At 72.0% G+C, this 21,499-nt stretch carries 22 protein-coding genes and 1 pseudogene; 8 read left to right on the forward strand and 15 right to left on the reverse strand.

Features of this window, described 5'->3' with window-relative positions; translation table 11 throughout:
• Positions 1 to 1,291 (reverse strand): hypothetical protein (locus tag AB0J39_RS12755; RefSeq protein ID WP_363463779.1); only part of this gene is annotated, 1,291 nt, incomplete at its 3' end.
• A gap of 180 nt (positions 1,292 to 1,471) precedes the next feature.
• Here AB0J39_RS12755 and AB0J39_RS12760 point away from each other — a divergent pair.
• The 3 genes from AB0J39_RS12760 (at position 1,472) to AB0J39_RS12770 (ending at position 3,966) form a co-directional block, all read left to right on the forward strand.
• Positions 1,472 to 2,125 (forward strand): sigma-70 family RNA polymerase sigma factor, encoded by a 654-nt coding sequence (locus AB0J39_RS12760; RefSeq protein WP_363463780.1) that lies wholly within the window; start codon positions 1,472 to 1,474, stop codon positions 2,123 to 2,125.
• Between the two features lie 155 nt (positions 2,126 to 2,280).
• On the forward strand, positions 2,281 to 3,030 hold the full coding sequence (locus AB0J39_RS12765) for a DUF5667 domain-containing protein (protein ID WP_363463782.1): 750 nt from the start codon (positions 2,281 to 2,283) through the stop codon (positions 3,028 to 3,030).
• Positions 3,031 to 3,096: 66 nt separating this feature from the next.
• The gene (locus AB0J39_RS12770) at positions 3,097 to 3,966 is read left to right on the forward strand and encodes an HAD-IB family hydrolase (protein WP_363463783.1); all 870 of its coding nucleotides are present in this window, start codon (positions 3,097 to 3,099) and stop codon (positions 3,964 to 3,966) included.
• Between the two features lie 50 nt (positions 3,967 to 4,016).
• Here AB0J39_RS12770 and AB0J39_RS12775 read toward each other — a convergent pair whose 3' ends face one another.
• The 14 genes from AB0J39_RS12775 to AB0J39_RS12840 form a co-directional block, all read right to left on the reverse strand.
• A complete protein-coding gene (locus tag AB0J39_RS12775) occupies positions 4,017 to 5,039 on the reverse strand; it encodes an alpha/beta hydrolase (RefSeq protein ID WP_363463785.1) in 1,023 nt (340 codons plus the stop codon).
• A 170-nt stretch (positions 5,040 to 5,209) separates the two neighbouring features.
• On the reverse strand, positions 5,210 to 6,124 hold the full coding sequence (locus tag AB0J39_RS12780; protein WP_363463786.1) for a lysophospholipid acyltransferase family protein: 915 nt from the start codon (positions 6,122 to 6,124) through the stop codon (positions 5,210 to 5,212).
• Positions 6,124 to 7,170: an NAD-dependent epimerase/dehydratase family protein gene (locus AB0J39_RS12785; RefSeq protein WP_363463788.1), complete on the reverse strand. Its 1,047-nt coding sequence runs from the start codon at positions 7,168 to 7,170 to the stop codon at positions 6,124 to 6,126. Before AB0J39_RS12785 ends, AB0J39_RS12780 begins: the two co-directional genes overlap by 1 nt.
• 71 nt (positions 7,171 to 7,241) lie before the next feature.
• Positions 7,242 to 7,340 carry an AURKAIP1/COX24 domain-containing protein gene (locus tag AB0J39_RS12790; protein ID WP_018654693.1) on the reverse strand — a complete coding sequence of 33 codons (99 nt, stop codon included), beginning with the start codon at positions 7,338 to 7,340 and terminating at the stop codon, positions 7,242 to 7,244.
• A gap of 155 nt (positions 7,341 to 7,495) precedes the next feature.
• Positions 7,496 to 7,699, reverse strand: a complete 204-nt coding sequence (locus tag AB0J39_RS12795) for a helix-turn-helix domain-containing protein (RefSeq protein ID WP_030456159.1) — start codon at positions 7,697 to 7,699, stop codon at positions 7,496 to 7,498.
• A 322-nt stretch (positions 7,700 to 8,021) separates the two neighbouring features.
• Entirely contained in the window at positions 8,022 to 8,813 is a 792-nt protein-coding gene (locus AB0J39_RS12800) for a phosphatase (RefSeq protein ID WP_363463789.1), read from the reverse strand.
• 46 nt (positions 8,814 to 8,859) lie between these two features.
• Positions 8,860 to 10,023, reverse strand: a complete 1,164-nt coding sequence (locus AB0J39_RS12805; RefSeq protein WP_363463790.1) for an acetoin utilization protein AcuC — start codon at positions 10,021 to 10,023, stop codon at positions 8,860 to 8,862.
• 143 nt (positions 10,024 to 10,166) lie between these two features.
• The gene (locus AB0J39_RS12810) at positions 10,167 to 11,351 is read right to left on the reverse strand and encodes an ABC transporter permease (RefSeq protein ID WP_363463792.1); all 1,185 of its coding nucleotides are present in this window, start codon (positions 11,349 to 11,351) and stop codon (positions 10,167 to 10,169) included.
• Positions 11,348 to 12,094, reverse strand: coding sequence for an ABC transporter ATP-binding protein (locus AB0J39_RS12815; RefSeq protein WP_363463794.1), 747 nt, complete (start codon positions 12,092 to 12,094; stop codon positions 11,348 to 11,350). The genes AB0J39_RS12810 and AB0J39_RS12815 overlap by 4 nt, the downstream gene beginning before the upstream one ends.
• The gene (locus AB0J39_RS12820) at positions 12,091 to 13,488 is read right to left on the reverse strand and encodes an HlyD family efflux transporter periplasmic adaptor subunit (protein WP_363463795.1); all 1,398 of its coding nucleotides are present in this window, start codon (positions 13,486 to 13,488) and stop codon (positions 12,091 to 12,093) included. Before AB0J39_RS12820 ends, AB0J39_RS12815 begins: the two co-directional genes overlap by 4 nt.
• Before the next feature lie 125 nt (positions 13,489 to 13,613).
• Complete coding sequence (proC, locus tag AB0J39_RS12825; protein WP_363463797.1) at positions 13,614 to 14,408, reverse strand: pyrroline-5-carboxylate reductase; 795 nt, start codon at positions 14,406 to 14,408, stop codon at positions 13,614 to 13,616.
• Between the two features lie 97 nt (positions 14,409 to 14,505).
• Complete coding sequence (locus tag AB0J39_RS12830; RefSeq protein ID WP_363463798.1) at positions 14,506 to 15,240, reverse strand: ABC transporter permease; 735 nt, start codon at positions 15,238 to 15,240, stop codon at positions 14,506 to 14,508.
• A complete protein-coding gene (locus AB0J39_RS12835) occupies positions 15,237 to 15,965 on the reverse strand; it encodes an ABC transporter ATP-binding protein (RefSeq protein ID WP_363463800.1) in 729 nt (242 codons plus the stop codon). The genes AB0J39_RS12830 and AB0J39_RS12835 overlap by 4 nt, the downstream gene beginning before the upstream one ends.
• A gap of 286 nt (positions 15,966 to 16,251) precedes the next feature.
• Positions 16,252 to 16,569, reverse strand: coding sequence for a hypothetical protein (locus AB0J39_RS12840; protein ID WP_363463801.1), 318 nt, complete (start codon positions 16,567 to 16,569; stop codon positions 16,252 to 16,254).
• 144 nt (positions 16,570 to 16,713) lie between these two features.
• On the opposite strand from AB0J39_RS12840, the gene AB0J39_RS12845 reads away from it, so the two are divergent.
• The 5 genes and pseudogenes from AB0J39_RS12845 to AB0J39_RS12865 form a co-directional block, all read left to right on the forward strand.
• Entirely contained in the window at positions 16,714 to 17,181 is a 468-nt protein-coding gene (locus tag AB0J39_RS12845) for a hypothetical protein (protein ID WP_363463803.1), read from the forward strand.
• A 191-nt stretch (positions 17,182 to 17,372) separates the two neighbouring features.
• The gene (gene dnaK, locus AB0J39_RS12850; RefSeq protein ID WP_363463804.1) at positions 17,373 to 19,238 is read left to right on the forward strand and encodes a molecular chaperone DnaK; all 1,866 of its coding nucleotides are present in this window, start codon (positions 17,373 to 17,375) and stop codon (positions 19,236 to 19,238) included.
• Positions 19,235 to 19,876, forward strand: a complete 642-nt coding sequence (gene grpE / locus AB0J39_RS12855) for a nucleotide exchange factor GrpE (protein WP_363463806.1) — start codon at positions 19,235 to 19,237, stop codon at positions 19,874 to 19,876. The genes dnaK and grpE overlap by 4 nt, the downstream gene beginning before the upstream one ends.
• A gap of 126 nt (positions 19,877 to 20,002) precedes the next feature.
• Entirely contained in the window at positions 20,003 to 21,181 is a 1,179-nt protein-coding gene (gene dnaJ, locus AB0J39_RS12860) for a molecular chaperone DnaJ (protein ID WP_363463807.1), read from the forward strand.
• A 4-nt stretch (positions 21,182 to 21,185) separates the two neighbouring features.
• A pseudogene (locus AB0J39_RS12865) lies at positions 21,186 to 21,473 on the forward strand (helix-turn-helix transcriptional regulator); the annotation flags it as partial.
• Positions 21,474 to 21,499: the final 26 nt, after the last annotated feature.

Consider the following 21,499-nt stretch of genomic DNA (forward strand, 5'->3'; position numbering starts at 1 on the left):
CGGCCGGCCGGCCGCCCGGCCGGTCCCCCTGCCCGCCGCCCGGGCGGTTCATGGGCGGCCGGGACCTGCCGCCGAACCCCACGCCGAAGCTCGCCGCGAGGTCGGCCGGGTCGGGGACCTCCGCCCCGGGGTAAAGGGCCCCCGTGGCGGGCATCGCCCGGTCGGGCTCGGACGGAGCCGCCGCGGGCATGCCGTACTCGGGCCGGGGGGGCTGGCCGTACTGGTCGGCGGCGAGGAGCTGGCCGGTCGCGGGCCCGCCGAAGTCGTCGGCGGACGGGCGGCCGTCGGAGGGACGCATGCGGGCGGCGTAGTCGACCTCGCCCTGCTCCCCCGCCCGGTATTCGGCCACCAGGTCCCCGAGCCCGGAACGGCGCGGCCCTCCCGGCCCCCCGGCCGCTCCCGCAACACCCGGCCCTCCCGGAACACCCGGCGCTCCGGGGACCCCGGGCGGAGCCGCGCCGGGCCTCGCGGGGCGACCTCCCTGAGCCCCGCGCGGCGGCGCGGGCGGCCCGGAGGGCGCGGAGGGCACACGGGTCTCGGCGCGCAGGGCGCTGTCGGCCCGGCCGCCGCGCCGCCCCTGCCACTCCTCCTCGGGGGCCTCGTCGTCCTCGTCCTCGTCGTCGTACGGCGCGAGCGGGCGGGCCACGGCGTACCAGACTCCGCCGGCGGAGGCGGCCAGCACCACGACGGCGACCAGCCCCGGGAGCCCGAATTCGAGCACGCCCGAGATCACCATTCCCGCCGGGGCGAGCACGACGGTCGCGTTCATGTTGTCGACGTCGTAGTCGTCGCCGTCACGCCAGGCCATCAGCGCCATGGCGAGGCAGAGCAGGAGCAGGAAGACCACCAGGCCGTGGACGCCCCGCAGCAGCCACTCCGGCCAGAGGTCCCAGTGGGCCGGCCCGTCGGGCAGCGACTTGCCGAACCCGGCGGTGACGACGGGGTCGAGCACCATGATGACCGTGCCCACGACGGTGAGCGCGGCGCCGAGGAGCCAGCCGGCGAAGCGGGCGCCGCGCTTCTCCGAGAGGAGCTGGACGACGCCGATCGTCAGCCACAGCGGCGCCAGCAGCGACCCGGTGATCTGGTACGCCCGGAACGTCACGGGTCCGAAACCGGTGAGGTGGCCGACGGCGATGGCGCCGAGCGACAACGCCAGCGCGCCCGTGGCGATGCTCCACGCGATCAGCCAACCGGCCGGCTCGTCACGGAGACGCCCGACGAGGACGCCGGTGGTGATGCCGGCGAGCAGTGCGCCGGCGAACGCGAGGAGTGCGACGAGGACTTCCATGGTGGACCCATGCTGCCGGACATCGGCTCGTCACCGGTAGCCGGTCGCCCTGTACGGGAATGTCACCCCCCGCGTCTCCGCACCCGAACACGATTCCTCCACCCGAACGGATTGTGTTATCTCCCGTTGATTTCTAGAGTGTTCGAGCACGCCGACTCCCCTTCCCCCATGGGATAACGGATGCCGAATACGTGGCCGTTGGCCGGGCTGTCCCCTCCGGCCGCCGCAGGAGCAGCGCAATCCGCGGGCTCCACCGGTCTCGCCGACCGCGAGCACGAGTACGAGTACGACGAGATGCGAAGCCTCGTGCTGCGCGCCAAGACCGGCGACAGCGAGGCGTTCGGCATGCTCTACGACCACTACTTAGAGCTGGTCTACCGGTACGTCTACTTCCGGGTCGGCAGCCACGCGCTGGCCGAGGATCTGACGAGCGAGACGTTCCTGCGGGCGCTGCGGGGCATCGCCGAGTTCACCTGGCAGGGCCGCGACTTCGGCGCCTGGCTGGTCACGATCGCCCGCAACCTCATCACCGACCACTTCAAGTCGGGCCGCAACCGTCTAGAGGTGACCACCGCCGAGATACTCGACACGCCCCTGGACGGCCCGCACATCCCCGAGAACGCGGTCGTCGCGAACATGGTCAACGAGCGGGTCATGCAGGCGATCAAGCAACTAGGCGCGGAGCAGCAGGAATGCGTGATCCTGCGCTTCCTGCACGGGATGTCGCTCGCCGAGACGGCGAAGATCATGGGCAAGAAGTCCGGGGCGATCAAGGCGCTGCAGTTCCGGGCGATCAGGGCGCTCGCCCGGGCGCTCCCCGACGATCTCGGCTGAGCCCCCCGTAACCATTACCCATACCCCATCGTTGGGCATGTGGCAGGTCGGATCTTCAGGCGGATCCGCGGGCCGTCCGGAGGGCGACGAGCGCCTCCCAGCGGCTCGGCGCGCGGATCTCCGCCGGCGTCAAGCGGGGGATGGCGGGAGCGGTGATGGGCTGGTGGCGACCCTCGCGCCGGGCGAGCGGCGGGTCGAAGGCCCGCGCACGCGGCGTCGCCGGCCGCCGGGACCCGTTCCGCCGTGAGCGGCCGGCCCGCACCCGCGGGGCCGTCGCGCGCCTGACAGGCCTGCGCCCCCGGCTGGGCGACGGCCCGAGACCGGAGTTCCGCGAGAGGCTGCGTGCCGAGCTGATGCGCGCCCACGCCGCCGAGCGCACCGCGGGCAGGCACGCGGCGCCGCCCGCCGCCGGGCCCCCGCGGCCGCGGCCCCGCCGGTCCCCGCTCGTACGGCTGCGCCCCCTGCTGGTGTTCTGCGTGCTGCTGGCGGGGATGTTCGGCACCGGTGTGCGGACCTACCATTCGGTGCCCGGCGAGGTGCTGTACCCGCTGAAGCGGCTGGCGGAGTCGACGGTGCTCGACCTCGCGTACAGCGAGGAGGAGCTGGCGAAGCGGGAGATGGTGGCGGCACGGCAGCGGGCGGCCGAGACCGCCTCGCTGGTGGGCACGTCCGCCCCCGGCAGCCGCCGGCTGATCGCGCAGACGCTCGACGACATGGAGTCGACCACCAGGTCCGCGCTCAGCCGGGTGGCCCGGCGGGGACAGACCTCGGGTGACGCCCGCAAGTTCGCCCGTGAGCAGCACAATCTGGTGGAGCCGCTGCTGCCGAAGCTCGACCAGGAAAATCGCGACAAAGCGAACCAGTATCTGAGTTATATCGACTCGTTCACGGGTTCCGGACGTTGACACGTCATGTTCCGCTCACACCCTGGTCCCGTTCCCGGCACCGTGCGGCGGTTAAGCTGATGAGCCATGAGGCGGCTATTGCGACGGCGGGAAGCGGCGGAAATCGCCGGTGAGGTGGCGGCCGCCGCGGCGGTGTCCGCCCCCGAGATCGTCCCCGACCTCACGGCTGCGGCGTTCTTCGACGTGGACAACACCATGATGCGCGGCGCCTCGATTTACCACTTCGCCCGCGGACTGGCGTCGCGCGGCCTGTTCACCAGCCGTGACCTGATGAAGTTCGCGCTCGGGCAGGCGTGGTTTCGCGTACGGGGCAACGAGAACCCCGAGCACATCGCGAAGGCCAAGGAGATGGCCCTCGCCTTCGTCGCCGGGCTGAAGGTGGACGAGGTCGTCCGGCTGGGCGAGGAGATCTACGACGACGTGATGGCCGACCGCGTGTGGCAGGGCACGCGCGCGCTGGCCCAGGCGCACCTCGACGCCGGGCAGCGCGTCTGGCTGGTCACCGCCACTCCGGTCGAGCTGGCCCGGGTCATCGCGCAGCGGCTCGGGCTCACCGGCGCGCTCGGCACGGTCGCCGAGACCGCCGACGGCGCCTACACCGGCAGGCTCGTCGGCGATCTGCTGCACGGCCCGGCCAAGGCCGAGGCCGTCCGGGCGCTGGCGCGCCGTGAGGGCCTCGACCTCGAGCGCTGCTCCGCCTACAGCGACTCGGCCAACGACCTGCCCATGCTCTCCCTGGTCGGGCAGCCGCACGCGATCAACCCGGACAGCGAACTGCGCGAGCACGCCAGGGAGAACGGCTGGGACATCCGCGACTTCCGCACGGGCCGGAAGGCGACGATGGTCGGCCTGCCGATCGCCGCGACGGCGGGGGCCATCGCGGGCGGCGTCGCCGCCGGCATCGCGCTGCGCCGTCACTACCGCTCCGCCCTCTGACCCTCTGAATCAAGGCCCGCGCGGGGGTCGCCCACGGCCGTGAGCGGTGGTCAGGCCACCGGCCGGTCCGCCACGGCCCGCATGATCAGGCTGGTCAGCTCCCGGTTCACCGACGCGGGGCGTTCGTAGCCGATCATGTGCCCGGTGCCGGGCATGCGGACGAACCGGGCGGCCGGCAGCGCCTCGGCGATCCTGCGGCTGTGGGCCAGCGGGGTGAGCCGGTCCCGCTCTCCCACCATGACGAGCGTCTTCACGGTCTCCAGCGCCTTCAGCGCGGCGTGCTTGTCGTGCACCCGGAAGTCCCGGAAGAACCCGACCATGACCTCAGTGGGCGTCGCCGTGGCCATCGCGTTCACCACCCGGACGTGCCGGCGGCTCGCGCCCCTGCCGAAGGCGACGTACCGGGTCACCGGCAGGTTCGTCCAGCCCTTCAACCGGGGACGCGCGTCGATGACCGCGGCGCGGGCCATCATGTTCTCGAACACCGATGTCGCGACCCGGGGAGCCAGCCGCCCGAACGGCCCGGGGAGACCGAAGGTGCTGGTGTCGAGCCCGCCTGACGAGGTGCTGAGCAGCGCGGCGCCCGCCACCCGCGACTCGGTCAGGCCGGGGTGCCGGTCCGCGAACGCCATGATCGTCATGCCGCCCATCGAGTGGCCGACGAGGACGACGGGCAGCCCTTCCGGCACGGCGGCCTCGACGACGGCCGCCAGGTCGTCGCCCAGCCGGTCGATCGTGTACGACTCCAGCGCCCCGGCCGAGGAGTCGCCGTGCCCGCGCTGGTCGTAGAAGACGAGCGTGCCCAGGCCCGCCAGGGCCTCGCGCTGGAGCTGCCAGCAGTGCCGGTTCATCAGCCAGCCGTGCGCGAAGACGACGGCGCACCGGGGGTCGGGGTGGTCGTCGATCTCGACGGCCAGGCGTACCCCGTCGTCGGTCGTGACCGTCGTACGGCGCGCGGACGCGCCGTCCGGGCCCTGTGCGGCCTTCGCGCGTCCGGTCTGGACGCGTCGCGCGGTGCCGATCGCCAGGCCGAGGGCGAGCCCGGCGAGGGCGGCCTTCCGCCCCTTGTTCATGGTGCTCCTGCGGGGATGAGGGTGAGCACACCATACCGACCAGTAGGTCGCCGTGTTAGTCCCGGTCCCGGAGCGACGTCAGACGCCCTTGCGCAGCAGGGTCGCGGTCGCGCTGTAGGACATCCCGCCGCCGGAGCCGTCACCGTGGCCGTCCCGTACGCGGCCCGTTGTCACATCACGATCGGCGGAAACGCCGGTCCCCGGCGCAGCCGCAGGGCGTCGAGCTGGCCCTGCAAGATCTCCCGGACCTGGTCGGTCAGGTCGAAGACCAGCATGGGGTCGTCGGCCTCCTCCGGGGCGTACTCGTCGGTCCGGATGGGCTCGCCGAACTCGATCAGCCACTTCGACGGCAGCGGGAGCAGGCCGAGCGGCCCGAACCACGGGAACAGCGGCGTGATCGGCAGGTACGGCAGGCCGAGCAGCCGGGCGAGCGACGGGACGTCGCCGATCTTGGGGTAGATCTCCTCCGCCCCCACGATGGCGCACGGCACGATCGGCACGCCTGCTCTGATCGCCGACGCGACGAACCCGCCGCGGCCGAACCGCTGGAGCCGGTAGCGCTCGGAGAACGGCTTGCCGATGCCCTTGAAGCCCTCGGGGAAGACGCCGACGACCTCGCCCTTGCGCAGCAGCCGATCGGCGTCCTCGGGGCACGCGAGCGTGTGCCCGGACTTGCGGGCCAGGTGCCCGAGCACGGGCAGCTGGTAGACCAGGTGGGCGCCGAGCAGACGCAGCGGCCTGCCCAGCTCGTCGTGCATCGCGACCTGCAGCATCAGCGCGTCCACGGGCAGCGTGCCGGAATGGTTGGCCACGATCAGCGCGCCGCTGTCGGCCGGCACGTTGCCCAGGCCGAGGGCCTCGGTCCTGAACCAGTGCCGGTAGAGCGGGCGCAACGCCTCCAGCAGCACCTTCTCGTTGAGGTCGGGGTCGTAGCCGAACTCGTCGACCTCGTACTCGCCGGTGAGCCTGCGCCGCAGGAAGGCGAACAGCTCGGCGAGCCGCCCGTCTGCCGTGCTCCCGGCCGTGCCCCCAGCCGTGCCTTCCGCCGCACCCTCGACCGTGTGCCGGTCCCGGAAGTCGTCCATCAGCGTCCCGTCAGGAGATCGGCCAGCCAGTCGACGGCGGCGCGCGGCAGCTCGCCCGGGCCGCCGCGGGAGCGGAGGAAGTCGTCGAACGCCGCCGCCGTGCTGTACTTCGGCCGCCAGCCGAGCTCGGCGCCGAGCCTGGTGGTGTCCACCGCGCGGCCGTGGCTCATGAGCGACAGCTGCTCGGGTGAGAAGTCCACCAGCCGCGCGCCCCGGGCGACCCCGCTGACGAGGCGGAAGGCGGGAGACGGCATCGGTACCACCGGCCGGCCCGTCCGCCGCGCGCACTGCGACAGCAGCAGGACGCCGTCGCCCGCGACGTTGAACACGCCCGGGTGGTCGGCCCGCGCCGTACGGCACAGCACCTCGACCGCGTCGTCCTCGTGGACGAACTGCAGCCGGGGGTCGAACCCGAGCACGGTGGGCAGCACGGGCTGGGAGAAGTACCGCGTCAACGGCGAGTCGACGCCCGGCCCCATGAGGTTGGCGAACCGCAGCGTGGTCGTCGTCACGTCGGGCCGGCGCCGGGCGAAGCCCCGCACATACGTCTCCACCTCTGTGGCGTCCCTGGCGTAGCCGTGATGGGACACCTCGACCGGCAGGGTGTCCTCGGTGAACACGGCCGGAGCGTGCGGAGAGGAGCCGTACACGGCCGTGGTGGACCGCACGACCACCCGGCGCACCGTGGCGGAGCGCTGACACGCCGCGAGCAGCTGCATCGTCCCGATGACGTTGTGCTCCTTCATGGCCGGCCGGCCACCGACGGTGTCACCGGCCCGGCCGCCGCCGGGGCCGCTGACCAGGCTGAGGTGCACGACGGTGTCGACGTCGGCGTCCCTGATGACCTTGACAAGGTCGGGACTGCGCAACGCGACCCGGACGAACTCGGTGCGGCCGAGCACCGCGCCGTCCTCCCCGGCGGAGGATGGCGGCGGCGCCGTGTCCACGCCGATGACCCGGTCGATCTCCGGGTCGGCCGCGAGCGCGATCGCCACACGAGCGCCGATGTGACCGGAGACGCCGGTGACCAGCACAGTACGAGTCATCGATGCCTCGCCGGGGGTGTGCGTGTTCACGGTCGCCCGGTCCCTGAGGACCGGTGCGCGCTCCGTCTCGGCTACTTCTTGTTACGCCGCTGGATACGGGTCTTCTTCAGCAGCTTGCGGTGCTTCTTCTTGGCCATGCGCTTGCGGCGCTTCTTGATCACAGAGCCCACGGGACCCCCAGGTGAAGGTGTGTCTGTCCAACCGGCGCGCGAGCGCACACCGGCACAACAGACTACCGGCGATCCGTGGTAGATCGCTCCCCCGGGGGACCCCGCATCGGCCGGGAGTCGGCCACGCCACTGTCAAGCGCGGCCGCCCGGGCGGTTCATCCTGCTTCGATGAACGCGTCCCGCAAGTAGTCGTGGACCGCCTGCTCGGGCACTCTGAAGGACCGGCCGACACGGATGGCCGGTAACTCACCGGAGTGCACAAGCCGGTACACGGTCATCTTGGACACCCGCATGACGGTCGCCACCTCGGCCACCGTCAAGAACTTCACCTCGCTGAGAGGTCTTTCGCCTGCACCCATCGGACGCCTCTTCCGCACGTGTTTCCGGGTTATCCCCACTGGTGCCATTGCTCACGCACGTGTACTGCCGTCAGCGTAAGTCCGGACTCCGACTAGGCAAACCCCTCATTCCATCAGTCGTCAGAGCCGTGCGCCGTCAAAACCGGGAAAGTCGCTGGCAGCAGCCGGACCGTGCCCCTCGCCTCAACCTTGGAACGGACCAACTTCTCTCCCATTAGAGTCGCCCAGGCACAGAAAAAAGTTGGCAACCGGTCGGCACAGAGGCGCAAAAGCGGGCGCGAAATGCCCGGTTTGGGAGGTCCGGAAGGGGAGTCAAGGGGAGTTAGAGGCTGCGGGCGACCCGGGCGAGCAGGTACGCCGTCAACGGAGCGTAGAAGCGGGGCAGCACGTTGTCGTCCAGGGGAACGGTGACCGCGATCTTGCCCTCGGCCTCGCCCACGAACAGCGCCGGGTCGTTGCTGTCGGCGAAGCCCACGGTCTCGACCCCGGCCTCGCCCGCGGCCCCGGCCCAGCCGTGGTCGGCGATCACGAAGTCGGGCCGCTCCTCGGCCAGCATCGCCTCCATCGGCACCGCCTCGTGGGTGTGGACGAACGTGCCCCGGTCCTCCAGCATCGCCACGCCGTCCAGGTAGCGGATCCGCCTGCGGCGGCCCAGGCCGCCGATGTGCGTCCACCCCTCGGCCGGGAAGAGCAGGGTCGCCCCGTTGTCCGCGAGGAACCGCGCCAGCGCGAGGTGGATGGTGAGCAGGCCGGTCGGGTGGCCGGTGGCGAGCACGATCCGGGGCGAGGCGCGCCGCAGCACCTTCGCGATCCGCTCGCCCATCTCCTCGACGGCGTCGATGGTCCGCTCGGGGTCGATGGTGTCGGGGCCCTCGCGGTGCCCGGGATCGGCGACGACCCCCGCCTTCTCGGCCATCAGCGCGAGCACCTCGTGGTAGGACCACTCGCCCGCGAAGCTGAGCCCGAAGAGGTAGTGCGGGTCGCGCAGAGCGAGCGACCGGTAGTGATCGAGGTTGTTCTCGCGGCTGGTCGCCACGTCACCGGCGATGGCGGTCCTGACGAGGTGTTCGCGCAGTTCTGCTCGGGTGGGCGTTCGGGGCGGCGGAAGGGTCACGACAGGTACAGCGCTCCTCGGCTCGGTGTGATTCCGGCCCCCACGGCTACGGCATGGGGTCCAGCCCGTGGAAGGGGAACACCGCCTTCCTGGTCGCGATGACGGCCCGGTCGACGGCGTCGGCTGGATCGTACCCTTCCGAAATGTCACGCCATTGCGGATGCCGTCCGTCCGTCATCCGCAGCGGTGGGATCTCCCCGGTGCGCTCCCGCACGAAGGTCCGCCAACTCTCCGGGGTCTCGGCCGACGGTTCGACAGGGCGTCCCACCGCCTCGGCGATCAGGTGGGTCCACGCCCGCGGCACGACCTGGACCAGCTCGTATCCCCCGCCGCCCACCGCGATCCACCGGCCCCCGGCGGTCTCGTGGGCCAGCCGGTGCAGCGCGGCGTACGCCGTGCGCTGCCCGTCGAGGCTGAGCATCAGGTGGGCCAGCGGGTCGAGGGCGTGGCTGTCGCAGCCCTGCTGGGTGACCAGGATCTGCGGCTGGAAATGCCGCAGCAGCGGCGGGACCACCGCGTGGAAGGCGCGCAGCCACCCGGTGTCGCCACACCCGGCCGGCAGCGCGACGTTGACCGCCGTGCCCTCCGCGCCGGTCTCGTGGGGGAAACCAGTGCCGGGGAACAGCGTGCGCGGGCTCTCGTGCAGGCTGATCGTGAGCACCCTCGGGTCGTCGTAGAACGCCGCCTGCACGCCGTCGCCGTGGTGGACGTCCACGTCCACGTACGCGATCCTGGTCGCGCCCTGCGACAGCAGCCACGCGATCGCGACGGCCGGGTCGTTGTAGACGCAGAAGCCGCTGGCGGCGCCGGGCATGGCATGGTGCAGCCCGCCGGCCACGTTGACCGCGTGCTCGGCCTCACCCGTCCACACCGCCCTGGCGGCGGCCAGCGTCGCCCCCGTGACCAGGGCGGAGGCCTCGTGGACGCCCACGAAGGCGGGATTGTCCTCGGTGCCGAGCCCGTAGCGCAGGTCCGGGCGGCCGTCCTTGGAGACGTTCTTGACCGCCTCGATGTAGTCCCGGTGGTGCACCAGCGCGATCTCGTCCTCGGTCGCGGGGACGCAGCCGGTCATCTCGGCGGCGTCGAGCACGCCCAGGTCGCGAGCGAGTGCCATGGTGAGCTCGACGCGTACGGGCGCGAGCGGGTGGCCGGGCCCGAAATCGTAGGAAACCAGAGCGTCGTCCCAAACCACCCGCACCGCCTGACTCATGACGCGACGCTACCGCACGGCTGGTCGCGGACGTCGATACGGGCGGCGCGGGTCGTGACGCCGTCGGTCCGCGTCGGTCCGCGTCGGTCGGCATCAGTCGGCGTCAGTCGGCATCGGTGGGCTTCAGGGGGCTTCAGCCGGCCTCAGTCCGCGCGGAGGGCGACGACGGGGTCGAGCCTGGCCGCGCGCCGGGCGGGGGCCACCCCGAAGAAGACGCCAACGGCCGCGGAGACCCCGAAGGCGAGCGCGATCGACCACCAGGTGATCGACGCGGGCACCGGAGAGACCGTCCGGATCAGCAGCGCCCCGCCGACGCCGGTCAGGATGCCGATCACGCCGCCGATCGTGGTCAGCAGCACGGCCTCGATCAGGAACTGGCCGAGGATGTCGCGGCCGCGGGCGCCGAGCGCCTTGCGCAGGCCGATCTCCTTGGTCCGCTCCCTGACGCTGACCAGCATGATGTTGGACACGCCGACGCCGCCGACCAGCAGCGAGATCCCCGCGATGGCCGCCAGCACGCCGGTCAGCATGCCGAGGACCGTGCCGATCGTGCCGAGAAGCTGGGTCTGCGTGACGGCGGAGAACTTCTCGCCCGGGTAGCGGGCGTCCAGGGCGGCCACCACCCGCTGCCGCAGCGGTTCGATCTCGTCGGGGCTCGAGGCGCCGACGGCGATGCCGTTGATCCTCGGCAGCCCGATCAGCCGCTGGGCGGTGGTGACCGGCAGGTGCACCTCCTGGTCCCGCGCCACCCCGAACGTGGACCCGACGGTCTCGTAGACGCCGATCACCCGGAACCGCACTCCGGCGATCGTGACCTGGCGGCCGATCGGGTCGACGTCGCCGAACAGCTTGGCCGCGACCTCCGCGCCGAGGATCGCCACCCGCCGCCGCGTGTCCACGTCGGTCTCGGTGAGGTAGCGGCCCCGGCGCAGCGGACGGTCGAACACGTGGGGCATGTTCTCGTCCGTCCCGGTGAGCGTGGCGAACACCTCCACGCGCCCCACCCGGACCGGCTCACCCGAGTTCACCGCCACCGTCACCTTCGACGGGTCGCCGACCACGCGCCGCACGTACGCGACGTCCGCCAGGTCGAGGCGGCTCTGGGTGGGGGCCGCGCCCAGCCCCACCTGGCCGGGGACCACGAGGATGATGTTGCTGCCGAGCCCCGCGATCTCGCTTTCGACGGCGTTCTTGGCGCCGGTGCCGACGGCGACGAGGATCACGACCGAGAGCACGCCGATGATGACGCCGAACATGGTCAGCATGCTGCGCAGCCGGTTGACCCGCAGCGCCTCCACCGCCATCCGCAGCGCCTCGGCGGTTCTCACGCGTCCGCCTCCGCTGTGTCCGCTTCGACGGTGTCCGTCTCTGCTGTGCCCGTCTCCACCCTGCCGTCCCGTACGCGGATCTGACGGCGGGCCCGGGCGGCGACCTCGGCGTCGTGGGTGACGAGGACGACGGCCACGCCGCCCTCGTTAAGCCGTTCGAGCAGGCCCATCACCTCCTCGCCGTTGCGGGTGTCGAGGTTGCCGGTGGGCTCGTCGGCGAGCACCACCCGCGGATCGCCCACCAGCGCGCGGGCGACCGCCACCCGCTGCTGCTCGCCGCCGGACATCTGGGACGGCCGGTGCGTGAGCCGGTGGCCGAGCCCGACCGCCTCCAGCGCCGCCCGGGCCCGCTCCCTGCGCTCGGCCCTGGGCACGCCCCGGTAGACCAGCGGCAGCGCCACGTTGTCGAGAGCGGACGTGCGGGCCAGCAGGTGGAAGGACTGGAACACGAAGCCGATCGTGCGGTTGCGCAGGCCGGCCAGCCCGGCGTCGTCGAGCGTCGCCACGTCGACTCCGTCCACCCGCAGCGTGCCCGAGGTCGGCCGGTCGAGGCAGCCGAGCAGGTGCATGAGCGTCGACTTGCCCGACCCCGACGGTCCCACGATCGCCGCGAACTCCCCCTGCCCGATGCGCAGGTCCACCCCGCGCAGCGCGTCGACCAGCACTCCTCCGTCCAGGCGGTAGGAGCGGGTGAGGCCGACCGCCTCGAACGCCGGCGCTCCCGCGCCCCCGTCACGGCTCACGACAGCGACTGGCCGGGGCGTACGGCGTCGGCGCCCCTGACCACCACGTGCTCGCCCGGAGACACTCCGCTCAGGATCTCCACGACCGCGTCGCCCTGCGCGCCCAGCCGTACGACCCGCCGCTCCGCCCTGCCGCCTCGCACCGCCCACACGATCGTCTCCCGGCCGCTCGTCACGATCGCCGACGCGGGCACGGCCGTGGCGTTCTCCGACCGGCGTACGGCCAGCCGCACGACGGCGCTCATCCCCGGCTTGGGCGCCGGGGCCGCGCCGCCGTCGTCGTAGGAGCCCCGGCCCAATCGCAGTCGTACGGGATAGCTGACGCCGCCGGTCGCGCCCTCCTTGGGCGTGACCCCGACGCCCGTCACGGTGGCGGTGTAGGTTCCGCCGGTCACCGCGTCGAACTCGGCCTCGGCCCGCGTGCCCTCGCGGACCAGCAGCACGTCGGTCTCGTCGACGTCGGCCGACAACGTGAGCACGGACACGTCGGTCACCGTGGCGATCGGGTCTCCCGCGGCCACCGGGACGCCGGTGGCGATCGTCCCGCCGGAACGGCCCGCGGGAGCGGCCGCCGCTGCTCCCGCCTGGCCCGCCAGCCCGGCCGGCAGCTGCGAGACCAGCGCGCCGAGGCCGGCCGCGCCGCCCGCGGACGACGCGCCGCCGAGCGTGACCACCCCGCCGAAAGGCGCCCTGACGACCAGGGCGTCCACGGTCTGCTCGGCCACGCGCACGGCCGCCCTGGTCTGGGACCTCGACGCCGCCCGCAGCGACGCCATCGACGCGCTCAGCCCGCTCAACCCCGCGCTGACCTGGCCGCTCACCTGCGACAGGCTCTGACCGATCGAGCGGGTGAGCCCGTCGAGCACCTCACCCAGCGCCCGGCGCTGGGCGCGCTGGCGCCGCTCGGCGGCGTCGATGGCGGCCAGCAGCCGGGCCCGGGCCTTACGGTCGCCGATCGACCTGGCGGCCTTCCTCGCCCGGGCGAAGGACCGGGCGACGTGGGCGTCGAGCGAGGCAGGCAGTCGCAGGCGCGGCAGCCGTACGCTCGCCGGAGCGCCGCCCGCGCCGCCGAAGGAGACCGGACGGGCGGCCTGCCGGTCGGCCTTCCGCGCGGCGGAGAGCTGCTGTCTGGCCTGGGGAGAGCCGATCCTGGCGAGGATCTGGCCCTTCTTCACCGTGTCGCCGTCCTGGACGTACAGGCGGGCGACCGTGCCCGGAGCGGGGGCGGTCAGAGTGGCCGTCGCACGCGCGCCCACCGTCGCCGGGGCCTCGACGACCTCGCTGACGGTGGTCCTGGTGACCGTCGCCACCTGGGTTTTCGAAGGTTCGGGCGACGAGCACCCGGCGGCGAGCAGGACGGCGAGAAGCGGGATGATCCCGCGACGGGACACCACCGGCCAATGGTAAAGCGATGGTCGACATCCGTCCCGGGAGACGCCGGTCCGGCACGAAGGCGCGGTGCGTCAGCCGCCGGCGCGGAACCGCACCATGTCAGCCGCCGGCGCGAAGACGCGGTGTGTCAGCCGCCGGCGAGACGGCGGCTGCGCTCGCAGGCGGCCTCGATCGCGTCGAGGAACGCGGCCCGCACCTTGTGGCGCTCCAGCTCGGCGATGGCGGCGATCGTGGTGCCTCCGGGCGAGGTCACGCCCTCGCGCAGGATCACCGGGTGTTCCCCGGAGTCGCGCAGCATGATCGCGGCGCCGACGATCGACTGGGTGACCATGTCGAGAGCGGCGGCGCGCGGCATGCCCAGCAGGATGCCGGCGTCGACCATGGCCTCGACCAGGTAGAAGAAGTAGGCCGGGCCGCTGCCGGACAGCGCGGTGGCGGCGTCCTGCTGCTTCTCGGGGATGCGCAGCACCTTGCCCACCGGGCTGAGCAGCGCCTCGGTGCGCTTGAGGTGCTCCTCGGAGGCGTGGGCGCCGGCCGAGATGACGCTCATGGCCTCGTCCACCAGGACGGGCGTGTTGGACATGACCCGCACGACCGCGACGCCGTCGCCGAGCCTCGCCTCCACGAACGCCGTCGTGATGCCGGCGGCCACCGAGATCACCAGCCGGTCGGCGGCCACGTGCGGGGCGATCTCGGTCAGCAGCGCGTCCATGTCCTGCGGCTTGACCGCGAGGATGATCGTCTCGGCCAGCTTGGCGGCCTCGGCGTTGCCCGCGACCCGCACGCCGTACCGCTCGCGCAGCGCCTCGGCCCGCTCGGGCCTGCGGGCCGTCGCCACGATCTCCTCGGGCCGCAGTCCGGCGCGTACCAGACCGGAAAGCAGGGCCTCGCCCATCTTTCCGGTCCCGAGAATCGCGATCATTGCTGCACCTCTTCTGGGCTCCGCCGGGATCTCCACGCAGCTTACCGACCTCGCGGGACGGAGCCGAAACCGCCGGCCGCCGGCACCCGGCCGGCGCTCAGGGGGTCCGGCGGCGCAGCGTGGCGGCGCCGAGCAGGAGGGCGAGCACGGCCGACCCCACCATCACCAGGACGTCACGCCAGAACTCACCGCCCGGATCGGTGTCCGCGACCGCGTGCGTCATCGCCTCGATCGCGTACGACATGGGCAGCACGCCGGAGATCCATTCGAGCACGGTCGCCATCTGCCCGCGCGGCACGAGGATCCCCCCGAGCAGGATCTGGGGGAGCATGACGATCGGCATGAACTGCACGGCCTGGAACTCCGTACGGGCGAACGCGCTGCACAGCAGGCCGAGCGCGGTGCCGAGCAGGGCGTTGAGCAGCGCCACGAGCACCAGCGGCCACAGCGGGCCCGGCAGGTCCAGGCCCAGCCAGGTGAGGGAGACGGCCAGCGCCAGCGCCACCTGGGCGCACGCCGCCAGCCCGAACGCGAGGCCGTACCCGAGGAGGAGGTCGAGCCGGCCGAGCGGCATCGCCATGAGCCGCTCCAGCGTGCCCGACGTGCGCTCGCGCAGGGTGGCGATCGAGGTGATGAGGAACATCACCAGGAAGGGGAAGACGCACAGCAGGATCGGCGCCCAGTGACCGAAGGCCCGCTCGTCGTCCATCACGTAGTAGAGCAGGATCATCACCAGCGTCGGCACGAGCACCATCAGCGCGACCGTGCGCCGGTCGTGGCGGAGCTGGGTGATGATCCGCCGGGCCGTGGCGAGGGTGATCGCGACGTTCATGCCGCCGCCCTCTCCTCGATCAGGCGCAGGAACGCCTCCTCCAGGTCCGTCGTACGCGTGTGCGCCCGCAGGCCGCCGGGGGTGTCGTCGGCCAGGATCTCCCCCTGGCGCAGCACGATCAGCCGCTCGCACCGCGCCGCCTCGTCCATGACATGGCTGGAGACCAGGATCGTGGTGCCGCCCTCGGCCAGGCGGTTGAACAGCGTCCACAGCTCCTGCCGCAGCACGGGGTCGAGCCCGACCGTCGGCTCGTCGAGCACGAGCAGTTCGGGACGGCCGAGCAGTGCGACGGCGAGCCCGGCCCGGCCCAGCTGGCCGCCCGAGAGCGTGGACCCGAGCTGGTGGGCGGCGCCGGCGAGCCCGACCTCCATCAGCACCCGCTCGGGGTCGTCCTTGGGGGCGCCGAGCACGGCCGCGAAGTAGCGCAGGTTCTCCAGCACGGTCAGGTCCCGGTAGACGGCCGGGCTTTGGGTGGAGTAGCCGATCCTGCGCCGCAGACCCGCGTTTCCGGCCGGCGCGCCGAGCACGCGCACCTCGCCGCCGCCGACGATCTGGACGCCCACGATCGCCCGCATGAGCGTCGTCTTGCCGCAGCCGCTCGGTCCGAGCAGGCCGGTGACCTGTCCCCGGGGCACCTCGAAGGTGAGACCGTGCAGGACCTCCACCCCACCCCTGGACACCCGCAGATCGCGTACGGCGACCGCGGGATCCGATAAATTCATCATGCGATGAAATTATCCTCGGCACGGCGGCGCGTCAACGCACCGGCGCGTGATTCACGGACAGCCCGGTGAGGCCGCCCGAGCAGCTCGATAACAGGGACCTGACCCGACGGCCGACACTCTCGGATCCGTGCCTTTCCGTGCGCCGCGGGCGAGCCGTCTCGGACGCCGCCCCGGGAGTTCGGACGTCTTTCTCAGGCATACGCGGCGACGGATCGGACCAGAGTGCCGCGAGCGGGGTCCGCCGGATCCGGCCTCTCCCGCCACGCCGGAAGCCAGACGCGCTCGGTCACGGCGGTGCGCGGAAGGTGACGCCGGACAGGTCGCCGCCGCCGAAGTCCACGGAGCCGTTGAAGTCCACGGAGCCGTTGAAGTGCGTGTGCGTCAGGTCCAGACGCTGGGGGCCGCGCGGCGCGCTTCCCTGCCTCCGGACCGTGAGCGCCCGGATGCCCCGCCGGGCGACCGGCGCGCCCTTCTGCTCCGCCTCGAAATACACGGCGGCCGCCTCGGGGTCGGTCTTGTACGCGATGCCGCGCGACGCCGTGCCGGCGAAGGACACGTCATCGGCGGCTCCCGACATGATCACGTATCCGTCCCGGCCGCGCATAGAGGCCCTCGTCAGGGGCCCGCCGGCCCGCCGCGGAGGCGGTCGACACCGGCGGGAGCGGTACCCGTCGCGAGAGCGCCTCGGGCGATGCCCGGGGCGGTGGCGGCGGGTGAACCGGCGGCTCGACACAGCCGTGTAAGGGGCATGAGAAAGCTCTGGCTCGTGGCCCTCCTGTTCCTGGCGGTCGCCTGCGGGGGGACCTCCTCCACCTCGGCCTCACCCGAACCGCCGGACGGCTCCCCCACGGGCGCCGAGGCCGGCCACGGCTCGCCCGCGCCGGTCTCGCCGTCCGGCGCTCCGAGCGGCGCCCCTTCTCCCGTGACCCCGGCCGGGCCCACCCTGAACCCGCGCAAGGTGCCATGGGAGAGCGCCACTCCCACCGACGACGGCCGGTCCCTCGACGTGGTGTGGTGGTCGGGCGTGGAGCCCTGCACCGTGCTCGACCGCGTCGAGGTGACCGAGACTGCGCGCGAGGTCACCGTCACGCTGTACGAGGGGCAGGACCGGCGCTCGCCCGACGCCATGTGCATCGCGATCGCGATCCTCAAGAGCACCAAGGTGCAGCTCAAGGCCCCCCTCGACGGCCGGAAGGTCGTGGACGGCGCCAAATAGGCCGCACGGGCGGCGGGGGGACGCCGCCCGCCGCGAAGCAGCGAGGACGGCGCCTCGCGACTGGCGATGACGGGAAGAAATCCGCGCGTCCCAGGGTTGAGCCCCATAGACTCAAGCTGTTTGACAGAGCCCCCACCGGGGCCCCAGTATTTGAGTCTGACCGACTCAACTTTGACTACAAGGACGTACTCATGGCACGTGCGGTAGGTATCGACCTGGGGACGACCAACTCCGTCGTCTCGATTCTCGAGGGCGGCGAGCCCACGGTCATCGCGAACGCTCAGGGCTCGCGGACCACGCCGTCCGTGGTCGCGTTCGCGAAGAACGGGGAGGTTCTCGTCGGCGAGGTCGCCAAGCGGCAGGCGGTGACGAACGTCGACAGGACCATCCGCTCGGTCAAGCGCCACATGGGCACGAACTGGTCGATCGAGATCGACGGCAAGAAGTTCACGCCCCAGCAGATCAGCGCGTTCGTCCTGCAGAAGCTCAAGCAGGACGCGGAGGCGTACCTGGGCGAGAAGATCACCGACGCGGTGATCACCGTTCCGGCGTACTTCAACGACGCCCAGCGGCAGGCCACCAAGGAGGCCGGCCAGATCGCGGGCCTCAACGTGCTGCGCATCATCAACGAGCCCACCTCCGCGGCCCTGGCCTACGGCCTGGACAAGGAGAAGGACCAGACCATCCTGGTCTTCGACCTCGGCGGCGGCACCTTCGACGTGTCCCTGCTCGACGTCGGCCAGGAGGACGGGCACGGGTTCGTCGAGGTCAAGGCCACCAGCGGTGACAACCACCTGGGCGGCGACGACTGGGACCAGCGGGTCGTCGACGAGCTGGTGACCCGTTTCAAGAACGCGCACGGCGTCGACCTGTCCAAGGACAAGATGGCCCTGCAGCGCCTGCGCGAGGCGGCCGAGAAGGCCAAGATCGAGCTGTCGGCCCAGACCGAGACCACGATCAACCTGCCCTACATCACCGCCTCCTCCGAGGGCCCGCTGCACCTGGAGGAGAAGCTGACCCGGGCGGAGTTCCAGCGGATCACCGCCGACCTGCTCGAGCGCTGCAAGGGCCCCTTCAACCAGGTCATCAAGGACGCGGGGATCAAGGTCGCCGACATCGCCCACGTGGTCATGGTCGGCGGTTCCACCCGTATGCCGGCCGTGTCCGAGCTGGTCAAGGAGCTGACCGGCGGCAAGGAGCCCAACAAGGGCGTGAACCCGGACGAGGTCGTCGCCATCGGCGCCGCACTCCAGGCCGGCGTCCTCAAGGGCGAGGTCAAGGACGTCCTGCTGCTCGACGTCACCCCGCTGAGCCTCGGCATCGAGACCAAGGGCGGGATCTTCACCAAGATCATCGAGCGCAACACGACGATCCCGACCAAGCGCTCGGAGGTTTTCACCACGGCCGAGGACAACCAGCCGTCGGTGCAGATCCAGGTCTACCAGGGCGAGCGTGAGATCGCGGCGTACAACAAGAAGCTGGCCACCTTCGAGCTGACCGGCATCGCCCCGGCCCCGCGCGGCATCCCGCAGATCGAGGTCACCTTCGACATCGACGCCAACGGCATCGTGAACGTCTCCGCGAAGGACCTCGGCACGGGCAAGGAGCAGTCGATGACCATCACCGGCGGCTCGGCTCTGGGCAAGGACGACATCGAGCGCATGATGCGCGAGGCCGAGTCCTACGCCGAGGACGACAAGAAGCGCCGCGAGGAGGCCGAGGTCCGCAACAACGCGGACGCTCTGGCCTACCAGACGGAGAAGTTCCTCCGCGAGAACGACGAGAAGGTCCCGGCCGACGTCAAGACCGAGGTCAACGACTCGCTCGCCGAGCTGAAGAAGGCGCTGGAGGGCACGGACATCCCGGTCATCCGCACCGCCGCCGAGAAGCTCGCGACCGTCAGCCAGAAGATGGGCTCGGCCATCTACGCCCAGTCGCAGGGCGGCGCCGAGGGCGCCGCGGCCGACGCGGGCGCGGAGGGCGCGCAGGCGAAGGCCGACGAGGACGTGGTCGAGGCCGAGATCGTCGACGACGAGCGGGAGGGCGGCCGCAAGTGAGCCCGCGTGAGAACGGCGCCGAGGAGGAGCCGGTGATCCGCGACAACCGCAAGATCGACCCGGAGACCGGCAAGGCCCGCGACTCCGCCGGGGACGCCACCGAGGCGGTCCCCGGGGACGACGGGACGGAGACGGCGACGGCGCCCGCCGGGGGGTCCGCGACGGACCTGCTCGCCGAGCGCACCGCCGACCTCCAGCGGCTCCAGGCGGAGTTCAGCAACTACCGCAAGCGGGTCGATCGCGACCGGATCGCCGTCAGGGAGCAGGCCGTCGCGAGCGTGCTCACCGAACTGCTGCCGGTGCTCGACGACATCGGTCGCGCCCGCGACCACGGCGAGCTGACCGGGGGCTTCGCGAAGGTGAGCGAATCGCTGGAGGCGGCCGTCGGCAAGCTGGGCCTGACCGCGTACGGCGCGAAGGGCGACCCCTTCGACCCGACCGTGCACGAGGCCCTGCTGCACAGCTATTCGGCGGAGGTGAGCGAGCCGACGTGCGTCGAGATCCTCCAGCCCGGCTACCGGGTCAACGACCGGATCCTGCGGGCCGCCCGCGTGGCCGTCGCCGAGCCGAGCGAGGAGGCGGCGCCGGAGGAGACGGCGGCCGGCTCCGGTGAGTCCGGCGGGCCGGACGAGAACTGAAAACCGCGGAGTCTCTCCCGATCGGCGAAGATCGGGAGAGACCCGCGAGGGCACCCGCGACGACAGCCGCGGGACCGCCCGCGGGAACACAGATTGACTCCCCCTTTCGTGCGAAGGAAGCGATAGATGAGCACCAAGGACTACTTGGAAAAGGACTACTACGCCGTCCTTGGTGTGCCCAAGACCGCGAGCGCCGAGGAGATCAAGAAGGCGTACCGCAAGCTCGCCCGGCAGTACCACCCCGACGCCAACCCGGGGAACAAGGAGACCGAGGAGAAGTTCAAGGAGGTCTCCGAGGCGTACGACGTGCTGTCCGACGTCAAGCGGCGCAAGGAGTACGACGAGGCGCGCACCCTGTTCGGGTCGGGTGTGGGCGGCTTCGCGGGGGCGGGCGGCCCGCGCGGGGCCGGTGGCGGCTTCAACTTCGACCTCGGCGACCTGTTCGGCGGCTCGGGGTCGGGCGAGCGGATCGGGGACCTGTTCGGGGGGCTGTTCAACCGGGGCGGCGCGGGCACGGGCACGCGCACGACCAATGCCCGGCCCCGGCGCGGCCAGGACGTCGAATCGGAGGTGACGCTCGCCTTCGGCGAGGCGGTCGACGGCACGACCGTGTCACTCCGGCTGACCAGTTCGGCCGCCTGCACCGCCTGTGGCGGCACGGGGGCGAAGGCAGGCACCACGCCACGGGTCTGCCCGACCTGCGAGGGAACCGGGGCGGCCAGCCGCAACCTCGGCAACTTCGCCTTCTCCGAGCCGTGCCGCGACTGCCGCGGCCGGGGCCTGGTGGTCGACGACCCCTGCCCCGTCTGCGACGGCAGCGGGCGCGGCAAGAGCACCCGTACGATCCAGGCCCGCATCCCGGCCGGGGTCGGCGACGGCCAGCGCATCAGGATCAAGGGCAAGGGCGCGCCCGGTGAGAACGGCGGCCCGGCCGGCGACCTCTACGTGCTGGTCCACGTCAAGCCGCACCCCGTGTTCGGGCGCAGCGGGGAGAACCTGACCGTCACGGTCCCCGTCACCTTCCCCGAGGCCGCGCTCGGCGCCGAGATCAAGGTGCCGATTCTCCGGGGGATGCCGGTGACTCTGCGCATTCCCGAGGGGACGCCCAACGGGCGGACGTTCCGGGTGCGTGGCAGGGGGGCCTCCCGCAAGGACGGCACGAAGGGCGACCTGCTGGTCACCGTGCAAGTCGCGGTGCCGCAGAACCTCGACGACAAGGCCCGAGCGGCCCTCGAGGAGTTCAGGAACGCCACGGAGGGCCCGGACCTTCGCGAAGAGCTCATCAAGCAGGCCAGAAGCGAGTGAGCCGATGGATGCCAGCTTTTTCGACATCTCCGACGACACACCTGTTTATGTGATCTCCGTAGCCGCCCAGCTGTCCGGGCTGCACCCGCAGACGCTCCGCCAGTACGACCGGCTCGGGCTCGTCAGCCCCGGTCGTACGGCCGGGCGGGGGCGGCTGTACTCGACGAGGGACATCGTGCTCCTGCGCGAGGTCCAGCGGCTCTCCCAGGAGCACGGCATCAACCTCGCCGGCATCAAGCGCATCCTCGAACTCGAAACCGAGAACATGCGCCTGCGCGAGGAGGTCACCCGGCTCAGGGGTGAGCTCACGATGTTGCG

Source organism: Microbispora sp. NPDC049633, from assembly GCF_040675265.1.
Taxonomy (GTDB): domain Bacteria; phylum Actinomycetota; class Actinomycetes; order Streptosporangiales; family Streptosporangiaceae; genus Microbispora; species Microbispora maris.